The 13,224-nt window shown below is 65.0% G+C and carries 16 protein-coding genes; 11 read left to right on the forward strand and 5 right to left on the reverse strand.

The window, feature by feature from the left end; genetic code table 11:
• Positions 1 to 2: 2 nt before the first annotated feature.
• On the forward strand, positions 3 to 1,301 hold the full coding sequence (locus FRAAU_RS01995; RefSeq protein ID WP_014401901.1) for an aminopeptidase P N-terminal domain-containing protein: 1,299 nt from the start codon (positions 3 to 5) through the stop codon (positions 1,299 to 1,301).
• 45 nt (positions 1,302 to 1,346) lie between these two features.
• On the opposite strand, the gene pepQ is transcribed toward FRAAU_RS01995, so the two are convergent.
• From pepQ to rdgB, 3 genes are all read right to left on the reverse strand, one after another.
• Positions 1,347 to 2,672: a Xaa-Pro dipeptidase gene (gene pepQ, locus FRAAU_RS02000; protein ID WP_014401902.1), complete on the reverse strand. Its 1,326-nt coding sequence runs from the start codon at positions 2,670 to 2,672 to the stop codon at positions 1,347 to 1,349.
• 116 nt (positions 2,673 to 2,788) lie between these two features.
• The gene (gene hemW, locus FRAAU_RS02005) at positions 2,789 to 3,967 is read right to left on the reverse strand and encodes a radical SAM family heme chaperone HemW (RefSeq protein ID WP_014401903.1); all 1,179 of its coding nucleotides are present in this window, start codon (positions 3,965 to 3,967) and stop codon (positions 2,789 to 2,791) included.
• Entirely contained in the window at positions 3,957 to 4,550 is a 594-nt protein-coding gene (rdgB, locus tag FRAAU_RS02010) for an RdgB/HAM1 family non-canonical purine NTP pyrophosphatase (protein ID WP_014401904.1), read from the reverse strand. The genes hemW and rdgB overlap by 11 nt, the downstream gene beginning before the upstream one ends.
• A 73-nt stretch (positions 4,551 to 4,623) precedes the next feature.
• Between rdgB and FRAAU_RS02015 the strand changes: the two genes are divergently transcribed.
• Both FRAAU_RS02015 and FRAAU_RS17485 read left to right on the forward strand, forming a co-directional pair.
• Positions 4,624 to 5,154, forward strand: a complete 531-nt coding sequence (locus FRAAU_RS02015; protein ID WP_052317764.1) for an enoyl-CoA hydratase-related protein — start codon at positions 4,624 to 4,626, stop codon at positions 5,152 to 5,154.
• The gene (locus tag FRAAU_RS17485) at positions 5,138 to 5,431 is read left to right on the forward strand and encodes a Clp protease/crotonase-like domain-containing protein (RefSeq protein WP_052317765.1); all 294 of its coding nucleotides are present in this window, start codon (positions 5,138 to 5,140) and stop codon (positions 5,429 to 5,431) included. Before FRAAU_RS02015 ends, FRAAU_RS17485 begins: the two co-directional genes overlap by 17 nt.
• A gap of 5 nt (positions 5,432 to 5,436) precedes the next feature.
• On the opposite strand, the gene rph is transcribed toward FRAAU_RS17485, so the two are convergent.
• On the reverse strand, positions 5,437 to 6,165 hold the full coding sequence (gene rph, locus FRAAU_RS02020) for a ribonuclease PH (RefSeq protein WP_014401905.1): 729 nt from the start codon (positions 6,163 to 6,165) through the stop codon (positions 5,437 to 5,439).
• Between the two features lie 74 nt (positions 6,166 to 6,239).
• On the opposite strand from rph, the gene FRAAU_RS02025 reads away from it, so the two are divergent.
• The 7 genes from FRAAU_RS02025 (at position 6,240) to FRAAU_RS02055 (ending at position 11,410) form a co-directional block, all read left to right on the forward strand.
• Positions 6,240 to 7,115, forward strand: a complete 876-nt coding sequence (locus FRAAU_RS02025; protein WP_014401906.1) for a YicC/YloC family endoribonuclease — start codon at positions 6,240 to 6,242, stop codon at positions 7,113 to 7,115.
• Entirely contained in the window at positions 7,112 to 7,738 is a 627-nt protein-coding gene (gene gmk / locus FRAAU_RS02030; RefSeq protein WP_014401907.1) for a guanylate kinase, read from the forward strand. Before FRAAU_RS02025 ends, gmk begins: the two co-directional genes overlap by 4 nt.
• 112 nt (positions 7,739 to 7,850) lie before the next feature.
• Positions 7,851 to 8,687: an ABC transporter ATP-binding protein gene (locus FRAAU_RS02035; RefSeq protein WP_041270735.1), complete on the forward strand. Its 837-nt coding sequence runs from the start codon at positions 7,851 to 7,853 to the stop codon at positions 8,685 to 8,687.
• The gene (mlaE, locus tag FRAAU_RS02040) at positions 8,684 to 9,457 is read left to right on the forward strand and encodes a lipid asymmetry maintenance ABC transporter permease subunit MlaE (protein WP_014401909.1); all 774 of its coding nucleotides are present in this window, start codon (positions 8,684 to 8,686) and stop codon (positions 9,455 to 9,457) included. Before FRAAU_RS02035 ends, mlaE begins: the two co-directional genes overlap by 4 nt.
• A 61-nt stretch (positions 9,458 to 9,518) precedes the next feature.
• Positions 9,519 to 10,391 (forward strand): outer membrane lipid asymmetry maintenance protein MlaD, encoded by an 873-nt coding sequence (gene mlaD / locus FRAAU_RS02045; protein ID WP_014401910.1) that lies wholly within the window; start codon positions 9,519 to 9,521, stop codon positions 10,389 to 10,391.
• 45 nt (positions 10,392 to 10,436) lie between these two features.
• A complete protein-coding gene (locus FRAAU_RS02050) occupies positions 10,437 to 11,108 on the forward strand; it encodes an MlaC/ttg2D family ABC transporter substrate-binding protein (RefSeq protein WP_014401911.1) in 672 nt (223 codons plus the stop codon).
• 17 nt (positions 11,109 to 11,125) lie between these two features.
• Entirely contained in the window at positions 11,126 to 11,410 is a 285-nt protein-coding gene (locus tag FRAAU_RS02055) for an STAS domain-containing protein (RefSeq protein WP_014401912.1), read from the forward strand.
• Positions 11,411 to 11,806: 396 nt separating this feature from the next.
• On the opposite strand, the gene FRAAU_RS02060 is transcribed toward FRAAU_RS02055, so the two are convergent.
• Entirely contained in the window at positions 11,807 to 12,697 is an 891-nt protein-coding gene (locus FRAAU_RS02060) for an MlaA family lipoprotein (RefSeq protein ID WP_014401913.1), read from the reverse strand.
• Between the two features lie 181 nt (positions 12,698 to 12,878).
• On the opposite strand from FRAAU_RS02060, the gene rpoZ reads away from it, so the two are divergent.
• Entirely contained in the window at positions 12,879 to 13,169 is a 291-nt protein-coding gene (gene rpoZ, locus FRAAU_RS02065; protein ID WP_014401914.1) for a DNA-directed RNA polymerase subunit omega, read from the forward strand.
• The last annotated feature ends 55 nt before the right edge of the window (positions 13,170 to 13,224 follow it).

Consider the following 13,224-nt stretch of genomic DNA (forward strand, 5'->3'; position numbering starts at 1 on the left):
GCATGGTCGAGCACGGCCGGCGTCGGCGTCAGCTGATGCAGATGCTGGACGCGGACGCTGTGGTCCTGCTGGCGGCCGCGCCGCGTCGTGTCCGCAGTGGCGATATCGAATGGCCTTACCGCCAGGATTCCGACTTTCTGTATCTGACCGGTTATGACCGCCCGGAGGCGGTGCTTGCCCTGTTGCCGGGGCGCCGCCATGGCGAAACGGTGCTGTTCTGCCGCGAGCGCGACCCGCAGCGGGAGCGCTGGCACGGCCCGGACCTCGGTACCGAGGGCGCGGTGCGCGAATACGGGGTGGATGATGCCTTTCCGATCGAGGACATTGACGACATCCTGCCCGGCATGATCGAAGGCCGTGGCCGGATCCATTGCCCTTTCGGGCGCGATCCGGACTTCGATGCGCAGCTGCAGGGCTGGCTGGACCGACTGCGGCAGTTGCGCGGCGGCGGGGTGGCCACCAAGGAGCTGCTGGCGCTGGGACATCTGCTGCACGATCTGCGCCTGTTCAAGTCGCGTGGCGAGCTGCAGCATATTCGCGAGGCGGTCGCGATTGCCTCCGAGGGCATCCGCGCGGCGATGCTGGCTTCCCGTCCCGGGGTGCCGGAATACCAGCTCGAGGCTGCCGCGCTCCATGCCATCCGCATGCGCGGTGCCCAGCCGGCTTTCGTGCCGGTGGTGGCTTCGGGGGAACGCGGCTGCATTCTGCATCACCAGGCCGGCCAGGATCAGCTGGACGATGGCGAGCTGGTGCTGGTCGATGCCGGTGCCGAGATCGGCGGCTACGCCTCGGACCTGTGCCGCAGTTTTCCGGTCAGCGGCCGTTTTTCCGAGTCCCAGCGCGCATTGTACGAGCTGGTACTGGAGGCGCAGACCGCGGCCATCGACCAGGTCAGGCCGGGGCGGCCCTTCGAGTCCGCGCACCAGGCCGCGGTTCAGGTGCTGACCGAGGGCCTGTGCCGACTGGGCCTGCTGCCGGGAGAGCCGGCCCTGCGGCTGGCCGAGCAGGCATGGCGTCGTTTCTTCCCGGCCAGGACCTGCCACTGGCTGGGGCTGGATGTGCATGATGTCGGCGACTATCAGGTTGGCGGCGCTTCGCGGGTGCTGGAGCCGGGCATGGTGCTTACCGTCGAGCCGGGGCTGTATGTACCGGCCGACGCGACGGATCTGGATCCGCGCTGGCGCGGGATCGGGGTCCGGGTCGAGGACGTGGTCGCGGTGACGCGTGAAGCGCCTGAAGTATTGTCGGCCCGGCTGCCTCGCAGCGTCGAGGCCATCGAGGCCTTGCTGGCCTCCCGCTGAGTCCCGCGACTCCGGTGGTCTATCCGCCGGAGTCGCGGCTCAGGCTCAGGAGAGATGACGGGCAAAGGCATCGCGCGTCATGTTCTCCGGTGCGCTTTCGGTGCAGAGCACATTGTCTTCGATCCGCACCCCGCCATAGGGGCGGAAGGCCTCGACCCGGGCCCAGTCCACCTGTGCCGCGACCGGGCGAGTCTTCAGTTCGGCCAGCAGCATGTCGATGAAGTACAGGCCGGGCTCGATGGTGACCACCATGCCAGGCTCCAGCCCACGAGTCATTCGCAGGTAGGGGTGGCCCTCCGGCGGCGGCTGATGGCCGCCATGGTCGCTGGGCGCGAAGCCTGCCACATCATGCACCTGCAGTCCGATCAGATGGCCCAGGCCATGCGGGAAAAACACCGCGCTGACGCCTTGTGCCACCGCCGCTTCCGGACTCATGCGCAGGATGCCGTGATCGCGCAGCACGCCGGCCAGCACGTGATGGGCATGGATATGCAGATCCGGATAACTCTGGCCGGCGACCACCTTGGCGGCGAAGCCGCGTTCGGCGGCATCGACGGCCTCGATCAGGGACTGGAACTCCCCGTCGGTATCGCGGGCATGGCTGCGGGTGATGTCCGAGGCATAACCGGCGGCGCTGGCACCGGCGTCGATCAGCATCGAGCGCGATTCGGCTGGTGCGCGTTTCTGCAGCTGGGTGTAATGCAGAATGGCGCTGTGCTCGTTGAGGCAGATGATATTGCCGTAGGGAAGCTCCGGCTCGGTCTGACCGGCGGCGGCCATATAGGCCAGATGGATTTCCAGCTCGCTGGCGCCGGCGCGAAAGGCGCGCTGGGCCGCGAGATGGGCGGCCGTGCCCAGGGCCGAGGCCTGGCGCATCCGCTCCAGCTCGTAACCGGTCTTGTAGGCCCGGTGATAATCCAGATAAGCGACGACGGCGGGCGGATTGTTGGGGATCACCGATGGCAAGGCATCGGCAGCGGCTCCCAGGATCGCCGCTTGCGGGGCCAGTGCCTTCAGCTCGGCCTCCGCTTCCAGCGGCTGGCGGATGATGCGGATGTCGAAGTGTTCGACCCAGTCGCCGGTCGGCGCGGCCGGCACCACATGCCAGTAGTCGTGGGGCTGCAGGAAGATCAGCCTCGGGCGCTGACCGGGGCTGATGACCAGCCAGCTGCCGGGCGCATCCAGTAGCGGCAGCCAGTGCTTGAAGCCGGGATTGACTGCAAACGGATAGTCCTGATCATCGGCGAATTTGCGCAAAGGGCGTCCCGCGGCAATGATCAGATGGTCGAAGCCGCCCCGTTCCAGAGCCTGACCGGCTCGTTGGCGAAGTATGTCCAGATGCTCATGGTACGGCGTGCGCTGTGCTGTCATCAGATTCCCCGTTGATACGTTTGGACGATCGCGGCGGCCGCGGCCGCCGCGTGCAGCCTGCCATCATCGCGCGTGAGTCCGTCAGGCGCCAGCCGGACGGGTCACACCGTCACGGGTCAATCCATGAAATGGGTGATCACGTCATTCAGGAAACGCTGCCCCAGCGCCGTGGTCTGCAGCCGATCAGGGGTCGCCTCCAGCCAGCCTCTGGCCCGGGCTTCGGCCAGGGCGGTCGCGATATGCCCCAGAGCCAGGCCGGTCCGTTCCGGGAACTGCTGCAGCGGAGTGCCGTCGATCAGCCGCAGGCTGTTGAGCATATATTCGAACACGCGATCATCCGCGGGGATGTCGACATCGGTACCCAGTCTGGCCGGTCCGCCGGCGGCGGCCAGATAGGTTCTGGGCAGTCGTTGCTTGGACCGGCGCCGCAGCCAGCCGGCGGCCGGATCGCTGAGTTTGCCATGGGCGCCGGCACCGATTCCCAGATAATCGCCAAACGACCAATAGTTCAGATTGTGGCGACAGCGGCGGCCTTCGCGGGCATAGGCCGAGACCTCGTACTGCCGGTAGCCGGCGTCGGCCAGGCGTTGCTGGCAGGCTTCCTGCATGGCCCAGGCGGCATCGTCATCGGGCAGAGGCGGCGGTGCAGCAGCAAAGGCGGTATTGGGTTCCAGGGTCAGCTGGTAGTGCGAGACATGCTCGGGACCCAGAGCGATGGCGGCCTCGACATCGGCCAGGGCGCCGGCCAGATCCTGATCCGGCAGGGCGTACATCAGGTCCAGATTGATATTGTCGAAGCCGGCCGCGCGGGCCTCGGCGAAGGCGGCACGCGCTTCGTCGGCCGAGTGGATGCGGCCTAGCCGGACCAGCTTGGCATCGTCGAAACTCTGGATACCGAAGGAGATCCGGTTGATGCCGGCCAGGCGATAGCCGGCAAAGCGACCATGCTCGACCGTGCCGGGGTTGGTCTCCAGGGTGATCTCGGCATCATCCGCCAGCGGCAGCCGTTGCCGCACGCCTTCGAGCAGGCGCGCGATCAGTTCCGGCGCGAACAGGCTGGGGGTGCCGCCGCCGAAAAAGAGGCTGGTGACGGGGCGGGGCTGGCGATCCAGTCCGAAATCGGCCAGGTCGGCCTCCAGATCGGCCAGCAGGGCATCGATATAGCCGGGATAGTCCGGCATGCCTTTCAGGCCATGCGAATTGAAATCGCAATACGGACATTTGCGCACGCACCATGGCATATGGATATAAAGCGCCAGCGGCAGCTCCGTCGAGGCGACAGGCTCAGGCGACATCGTCGATCCATTGCCGGCGCAGCCGGCGCAAGGCCTGGCCGCGATGGCTGAGCTGGTTCTTCACTTCCGGAGCCAGCGCGGCGGCGCTGCAGGTCTGACCCTCCGGCAGGAACAAGGGGTCATAGCCGAAGCCCTGCAGACCTTCAGCCTTGTTCAGAATGCGGCCCTGCCAGCGGCCCTCGGCGATCAGCGGCGCGGGATCTTCCGGATGTCGTACCAGGACCAGCAGGCAGATGAAAAAGGCCGAGCGATCACTCTCGGCATCGAGTTCGGCCAGCAGCCTGCGATTGTTGGCGGCCGCATCGCCATGCGTGCCGGCATAGCGGGCCGAATAGAGGCCCGGCGCACCGTTCAAGGCATTCACGCACAGGCCCGAATCGTCGGCCAAGGCCGGCAGGCCGGCCAGCCGGGAGGCATGACGGGCTTTCAGCAGGGCGTTCTCGACGAAGCTCAGCCCGGTTTCCTCGGCATCGGGGATGTCGAATGCGGACTGCGGCAGCACCTCGATGCCGGCGTCGGCGAACAGCCTGTTGAATTCGGCCAGTTTGCCGGCATTGCTGCTGGCCAGAATGATGCGTTGCATGATGTTGGACTCTGCTGTGGTTGACTAGGATAACGCGAGCACCGGCGATTGCACCGGCAACCAGGGAAGGCTTGTGACCGAACGCGTGGATTGCGAAGTGGTGAATGGTATCGCCCGGGTGACGCTGGCGCGGCCGGAGCGGCACAACGGCATGGATCTGGCGATGCTGGACCAGATGCGGCGGATCCAGCGATCACTGCGGCGGCGTCGCGATGTGCGGGCCGTGGTGCTGTCCGGAGCCGGGCCCTCGTTCTGCGCCGGTCTGGATTTCCAGTCGGTGACGAGTCGACGGGCCGATCTGTTCCGGTTGGCGGCCAGTCTGTGGCTGCCCTGGCGCAATGCCTTGCAGGCCTGGGGACTGGGCTGGCGGCAGCTGCCGTTCCCGGTGCTGGCGGCGATCCATGGCCACTGCCATGGGGCGGGTCTGCAGCTGGCGCTGGGCGCGGATATCCGGGTGACTGCCGCCGATGCCGAGCTGTCCTTCATGGAGGCACGCTGGGGTCTGATTCCCGATATGGGGGGGGCTGGCCCTGGTGCGGGACCTGCTGCGTCCCGATCTGGCGCTGGAGCTGGTATGGAGCGGTCGAGTGATCCGAGGCGATGAGGCGGCGCGGATCGGTCTGGTCACGGCCGTGGATGCCGATCCGGTCGCGCGGGCCCTGGCCTGGGCCGAGGCCTTGAGCGCGGGCTCGCCCGATGCCGTGGCCGCCGGCAAGCGCGCCCTGCTGGGCGGCTGGCATGATGCGCCGGCGTCGATGCTGGGGCGTGAACGGCACGGGCAGCGCCGGCTGCTGGGGGGAGTCAACCAGCGCCTGGCGATGCGCCGCGGGCGGCGGACGGAGGAAGCTCCGCCGCCCTGGCACCCTCGCCGGCTGCGCTGAACGTTTCAGTCGGCGAGGGCGGCCCGCTGGGCTTCCACCAGCTGGCGGGTACCGGCGTCGGCCAGGGCCAGCAACTGGTCCAGCTCGTCGCGGCGGAAGGCATGGCCTTCCGCCGTGCCCTGGATTTCGATAAAGCCGCCGCCGTCATTCATCACCACGTTCATGTCGGTGTCGCAGCTGGAGTCTTCGGCGTAGTCCAGATCCAGGACGGGGACGCCCTGGTAGATGCCGACCGACACGGCGGCGATGGCACCGATGATGGGGCTGCGCTTCAGATTCTCGCGCTTCATCAGCACCGAAACGGCATCGCACAGGGCTACATAGGCACCGGTGATGGCGGCGGTGCGGGTACCGCCGTCGGCCTGCAATACATCGCAGTCCAGGGTGATGACCCGCTCGCCCAGGCTGCGGCGATCCACGCAGGCTCGCAGGCTGCGGCCGATCAGACGCTGGATTTCCATGGTGCGGCCGCCCTGGCCGCCACGTGCGGCTTCGCGCTGGGTCCGGCTGGAGGTGGCCCGGGGCAGCATGCCGTATTCGGCGGTGACCCAGCCCTCGCCCTTGCCGCGCAGCCAGCCGGGCACCCGGTCTTCGACGCTGGCGGTGCACAGCACGCGGGTATCGCCGAAGCTGATCAGGACCGAGCCTTCGGCATGACGGGTGTAGCCGCGTTCGATGGTGACGGGACGAAGCTGGTCCGGGGCGCGGCCGCTGGGACGGGAAAACGAGGTCATGAGGGCTTCAATTGGGCAATAGGGGTCGGCCAGTTTATCATTTGGCGCTTTCCACGGTCGGGACCGACTTCAGTATGACGAGAAGCATGACGGCGTACGCGCTGGAAGAGCGGGCGGCCGGGCAGGAGGTCGTCAGTTGCGAGATCCGGACGGTCAACCATCGCTATCTGGACGTATCTCTGCGTCTGCCGGACGAGCTGCGCGCGATGGACGGCATCATTCGCGAGCGGATCGCCGCTGTGCTGGCCCGCGGCAAGGTCGATGTGACCATCCATCGACGCCAGGCCGAGGTCGCGGACAGCCTGCAGGTGGACGAAGCCATGCTGGCCCGGCTGCAGCAGCTGGCGGCCGCGATGCGCGACCAGTTCGGCTCCTTGCAGGTGGAGTTCACCGAGCTGCTGCGTTTTCCCGGCGTGATGCGTCGTCAGGAGTCGGATGCGGATGCCTTGCAGGGCGCCTTGCTGGCGGCGCTGGACGCGGCCTTGCAGGGATTGGCGGGCCATCGTGAGCGTGAGGGGCAGCGTCTGGGGCAGCAGCTGAGCGACCGCTTGCAGCGGATCGAGGCCGCGCTGGCCGATTTCCGCCGGCGTCTGCCCTTGATTCGTGCGGCGCTGCACGCGCGCCTGCAGCAGCGGCTGGCCGGTCTGGTGTCCGAGGTAGCCGGCCTGTCGCTGGATGCCGGCCGCGTCGAGCAGGAGCTGGCCGTTCAACTGACCCGGATGGATGTGGATGAGGAGCTGGACCGGCTCGACAGCCATATTGCCGAGACCCGGCGTATTCTTTCGCTGGACGAGCCGGCCGGCCGCCGGCTCGATTTTCTGATGCAGGAATTCAACCGCGAAGCCAATACGCTTGGCTCCAAGTCCATCGACAAACAGGCCTCGGCAACCATCGTCGAGCTGAAAGTGCTGATTGAACAGATGCGCGAACAGGTGCAGAACATCGAATGAACACGTCCAGCCAAGAACCCCGTCTGTTTATCGTCGCTGCGCCATCCGGTGCCGGCAAGTCCAGCCTGGTCAACGCCCTGCTGCTGCGCGAACCCGGTATTTCGCTGTCGATCTCGCATACCACCCGGCCGCCTCGGGTCGGCGAGGAATACGGCAGGCACTATTATTTTGTCGAGCGTCAGGCCTTCGAGCAGGAAATCGCCGACGGCATCTTTCTCGAGCATGCCGTGGTCCACGGCAATCTGTACGGGACCTCCTGCCGTACGGTCGATGCGCTGCTGGCACAGGGCCGCGACGTGCTGCTGGAAATCGATTGGCAAGGCGCGGCGCAGGTCCGGCGCAACCATCCGGACTGTGTCAGCATCTTCATCCTGCCACCGTCGCGCCCCGAACTGGAACGGCGCCTGCGTGGCCGCGCTTCGGACAGCGAGGAGGTGATCGCCAAGCGCCTGTTCAATTCGCGCGAGGAAATTTCCCATGCGCCTGAATTCGACCACGTGGTGGTCAATGATCACTTCGACGAGGCGCTGGAGCAGCTGCAGACCATCGTGCAGGCCGCGCGCGGCCGCCAGCCGCTGCAGCTGCCACGCCATGAAACGCTGATCGAGGACTTGCTGGCCTGAGCACCGCCGAGCCGGCCTTGTCTCGGGCCAGCCGGAACGGCGGCCCGGTTCCATGGCGTCAGGCCGTTGATTCCAGTAGCCTATGGCTCTTATGTTGGCCAAAGACGGATCCATGATAGACACGTTGCGCGACAAGCCTGACGACGACGTGCTGGTACGCATTCGCGGCCTGACGACGGTGCTGGGCGGCAAAACCATCTTCGACCGGCTGGATCTGGATATTCCGCGGGGCAAGGTGACGGCCATCATGGGGCCCAGCGGCACCGGCAAGACCACCTTGCTCAAGCACATCACCGGTCAGCTGCAAGGCGATGCCGGCGAGGTGAGGGTCGATGGCCAGGATCTGCGCACGCTGTCCCGCCAGCAGCTGTTCAGGCTGCGTGAAAGGCTGGGCTATCTGTTCCAGAATTCGGCCTTGCTGACCGATTTCAACGTCTTCGAGAATGTCGCCTTCCCCCTGCGCCAGCATACCCGCCTGCCGGAAGTGCTGATCCGCAATCTGGTGCTGACCAAGCTGCAGGCCGTGGGCTTGCGCGGTGCCGCCGAGCTGATGCCCGACGAGCTGTCGGGAGGCATGGCGCGTCGCGTTGCCCTGGCCCGTGCCATCGTGTTTGATCCGATGCTGATCCTTTACGACGAACCTTTTGTCGGCCTGGACCCCATCGCTCTCAATCAGGTCCTGCGGATGATCCGTACCTTGAATCAGACCCTTGGCCTGACCAGCGTGCTGGTGGCCCATGAACTGGCTGCCGTGCGCCAGGTGGCCGACCATATCTGCCTGATCGCCAACGGCAAGGTGGTGGCTCAAGGCCATCCCGACGAGATCGATCGTGACGGTTCGGCCTGGACCCGGCAGTTTTTCGGCGGCGAGGCCGAGGGGCCGGTACCGTTCCATTATCCGGCGGCCGACTATGCCAGTGCCCTGGGCTTGCGGGAGGGGCAGCTATGAGCCTCGTACCGCGTCCCAAAGGGCTGATCGCCGACGTGCTGACACAGATCGGTGACTGCGGACTGTTCCTGCTCTCGATTCTGGCGGCGATTCCCCGCAGCCTGCGGCATGGCCGCGAGACGGTGCGTCAGCTGTGGTTCGTCGGCGGCCTGAGCGTCACCATCATCATGGTCTGCGGATTGTTCGTGGGCATGGTGCTGGCTCTGCAGCTCTACCATGTGCTGTCGACCTTCGGCAGCACCACCGCCACCGGTTCGGTGGTGGCGATCGCGGTATACCGCGAACTGGGGCCGGTCGTCACCGGTCTGCTGTTCGCCGGCCGGGCCGGGACCTCGATCACCGCTGAAATCGGCTTGATGCGCGCCACCGACCAGTTGTCGGCGATGGAGATGATGGCGGTCGATCCGCTGGCCTATGTCGCCGCGCCTCGATTCCTGGCCGGGCTGATCGCGATGCCGCTGCTGTGCTGCATCTTCTGCGCGATGAGCATCCTGGGCGGACATCTGGTCGGCGTCACCTGGCTGGGCATCGACAATGGCACCTTCTGGTCGAACATGACCGCCTCCATCAACGTCTGGGACGATATCGTCCGGGGCGTGCTGTGGAAAAGCCTGGTGTTCGGTGCCCTGATCGCCCTGATTGCCGTTTACCAGGGGTATACCGCCCCGCCGACCAGCGAGGGTGTGGCCTATGCCACCACCCGCACGGTGGTCGCTTCCTCGATCGGAATCCTGGCCCTGGACTTTGTCCTGACCACGTTCCTGCTGTAAGGCCCTTGTTTATGATCATGTTCAAGAATTCTGCCGATCACGCGGTTGCAAGGAGCGAGAAGTGAGCCAGCGACGTTCCTATGGCCTGGGTACCGGCCTGTTCATTGTCTTCGGATTTGCCGCGCTGGTGTATCTGGCGACGCAGACCAGTTCATTGTCCAATGGCTCGGCCGGAGACAGCTATCTGGTGACCGCGCATTTCGCCAATGTCGGCCAGCTCAAGGAGCGCGCGCCGATCAAGGTTGCCGGCGTGCGGATCGGCGAAGTGCGCTCGGTGCGCCTTGGTGCGCATGGCGATGTCGCCGACGTGCAGCTGGCGATCGACAAGCAGTACGCTTCGATCCCTGTCGACTCGATTGCCTCGATCTATACCAGTGGTCTGCTGGGCGACCAGTATGTCAATCTCAGCTACGGAAGTGCCAGGCAGGATCTGCATCAGGGCTCGACCCTGCAGTTCACGCGCCCGGCGCAGCAGCTTGAAGCCATGCTGGGCAAGTTCATGGGGACCGGCGACGGGGCGGACGCCATCGGTGGTACCTACGAAGTCACGGCCGACTTCAGCAATGTCGGCAATCTTTCCCAGGGTGCCCTGGTCAAGCTGGCCGGCGTGGCCGTCGGTTCGGTCGAGAGTGTGACGGCGGACCCCGCTCAGCTCAATGCACATGTGGTGCTGGCCATCGACAAGAAGTTCAACCAGATTCCGGATGATTCCAGCGCTGCCATATTCACCAACGGTTTGTTGGGGCCCCGCTATGTTGAGATTCAGCCCGGCGGTTCCCCGGACATGCTGAAGAACGGCGATCAGATGATTCTGACCCAGTCGGCGATGCAGCTTGAAGATCTGATCGGCAAGTTCATGGTCAATGGCTCGGGGGGCTCGGCGTCCAAGAACGGGCCGGCGGCGTCCGGTTCGGCCAGCGGCAGCGGTCATTGAGACCCTTGTCCTGTTTCATCCCATTGATGTTGTAAGGAGTATTCCATGTTGCGTCGTTTGGTTTTTGCGACCGCGCTGAGCCTCGGCACCCTCGCGCTGCTGCCGCTGCAGGCCCAGGCCCAGAGTGCGGCCGCCAGTGCCCAGAATCCGGGGCAGCTGATGCAGTCGATTTCCAGTCAGCTGGCGGCTGCCGTCGATGGTCATCGCCAGCTGTACAAGGCTCATCCCGAGCAGTTGCCGGGCCTGGTCGACAGCATTCTGCTGCCGCACTTCGATGTCGACTACGCCGCCATTCTGGTGTTGGGCATGCATGCCCGCGAAGCGACACCGGAACAGCGCTCCCGCTTCGCCAAGGCTTTCTACAATTCGCTGACTCATCGTTATGCCGATGGCCTGCTGAATTTCAGCAGCAACCGCATGAAGGTGCTGCCCTTTACCGGTGATGCCAATGCCCGTCGTGCGGTGGTGCGCAGCCAGGCTACGTTGGACAACGGCAAGACGGCCGAGGTCGATTTCGTCTTCCACAAGACCGCTTCCGGTGACTGGAAGGCCTATGACGTGATCCTGGAAGGCATTTCCTATATCACCAACTATCGCAACCAGGTGGATGCGCAGATCCGCAAGGAAGGCCTGGATGCCCTGATCCACTCTCTGGAAACCCAGGGTGACGACGCACTGAAGCAGATGGAAGGCAACAAGCCTGCCGGCGGCCAGTGACGATTGAGGTCCAGTCCATGAACACGCCTTCTGCCGTTGGGGTGTTGGCGCTCAGCGGTCCGCTGACCTTCGCTTCCGCGGCGGCGACGCTGGAAGTGCAGCGCCGCCAGCTGGCCGGCGGGTCGGTGCAAGTCATCGATCTGGCCGGCGTCGGCGAATGCGACAGTGCGGGCCTGGCCTGCGTGCTTGCCCTGCTTTCCGAGGCCCAGCAGCGCTGTGGTGGTGACGTGCAACTGATCCATGTGCCGGCCGGCTTGCGTGCGCTGGCTGAAGTGGCCGATCTGGGCAAGTTGTTCGGCTGACAGGTCATGCGTGCCTTCGCCTGAGGCCTTGATCCGTCCATGTCGCCAGAGGGCCCCGGAAGGGGCCCTCTTTTTTGCCTGTGCGGAACGCGAGGCACGATATCGGGCGGCAGGTCGGCGCGGGATACCTGGCCTGCATGTCGGCCAGAATGCCGGAAGTCCGCAGTCGAAGGGTGGGTCAGAAGAGACCCGACGGTGTCATGAGACGATGGCGGTCCGTCCGAGGCCGCGAGGGGCGGGTTCTTCCGTGCCGTCGGCCAGGTTTCAAGCTTTCAGCCCATCAGCCGACGGCCTGATTCGGGCATGGTCTGCCATCTTGCCGATTGCCCCTGGCGTTCCCGCGCAAGCAAAGAGGGCCCCGCAGGGCCCTCTCTTCAAGGTCAGGCGAGGGCGTCTTCAGCCGCCGCGACCAGTGCTGTAAGGTACGCTGCCCGGAGGGGGCGAACGGGTGGGCTTGGGCTTGTTCTTGTGCTGATCTTCCCACTGCTGCTGCTGTTGCAGCAGTTCGTCGGGATCGAAGTTCTTGTCGTTCATGCCCTGCAGCTGCTCCATGGCTTCGGCCGGCGGATGGCCGTAGTAGATCATGTTCAGACGCTGCTGACGGTAGGCATCTCGAATGAAGGCATAGCGGTCGAAGGCGGTGCGCAGAAAGCCTTCCGCGCTCAGATATTGCTCGCGCACCGAGATCATGTACATGGCGCTGGGGATGTAGTACTGACCATCCTTGAAGCCGTGGTTGCGCTGCAGGTAGTTGATCGGGTCGAACAGATACCCGTCGACACCGAAGCGGGTGATGTCGCGCACCGTCGTCGGTCCGAGGAAGGGCGCTACCAGGTAGGGACCTTCCGGCACGCCCCAGCGAGCCAGGGTGACGCCGAAGTCGGTGTCATGCTTGGGGATATGCAAGGCACTGGCCAGATCGTTCATGCCGGCGAAGCCCAGCAGCAGGTTGATCACCATCCGGCCCAGATTCTCGACCGCGTACAAGGGCTTGCCCTGCAGGATCTGGTTGGCGATGTTGACCGGCTGGCGAACGGTATCAAACAGGTTGTTGATGCCGTTGCGGATCATCGGCGTGGTGACTTTCTGGTAGCCGATCGCCGCAGGGCGCATCAGGCCGTAGTCGAAAAGGTCGTTGACCTTTTCCATCTTGCGGTTGAAATGCTCGTATGGATCATCCGTGCGCGGCTTGGCGATGGTGCAGCCGGCAAGGAAGGCGATCAGGCCGGCGAGGAGCAGGGCGCGAGCCGTCGCGGCGTAGGGGCGTAATGCGTTGAAGGACTGCATCAGGGAGCCTGGAGGAGTCAAAGGGATAAGTATCCCGCTTAGTTTAGTAATACCTTGCGGGAATAGAAAGCTTTGATCGCATGCAGGGCGTATGATACCCCGTTGTCACCTTGTCAGCTAAATGGCTGCTGGCTAAACTGTGATCATTCATAAATGGCTTTGATAGCTAAGGATTTTTCAGATGGCCCGTATTACCGTAGAAGACTGCCTGAAGGTGGTCGACAATCGCTTCGAGCTGGTGTTGATGGCGACCAAGCGAGCCCGTCAGCTGGCCAATGGCGTTGAGCCGGTAGTCAGCCCGGAAAATGACAAGCCCTCGGTGCTGGCCCTGCGCGAGATCGCGGCCCGTCGCATCGATGAAGCCACCATTGACGAGATCGATCGTGCCGAACGCGAGCGCGCCGAGCGCGAGGCGCTGGAATGGGCGGCCGCTGAAGTCGACGAGGACCTCTCCAAGGGCGGAGACGAATAAGCATGGCTGACGGTGATGGCTGTCGGATCTGTCCAGCGGATGCCGGACCCTGCGG

Source organism: Frateuria aurantia DSM 6220 (assembly GCF_000242255.2).
Taxonomy (GTDB): Bacteria; Pseudomonadota; Gammaproteobacteria; order Xanthomonadales; family Rhodanobacteraceae; genus Frateuria; species Frateuria aurantia.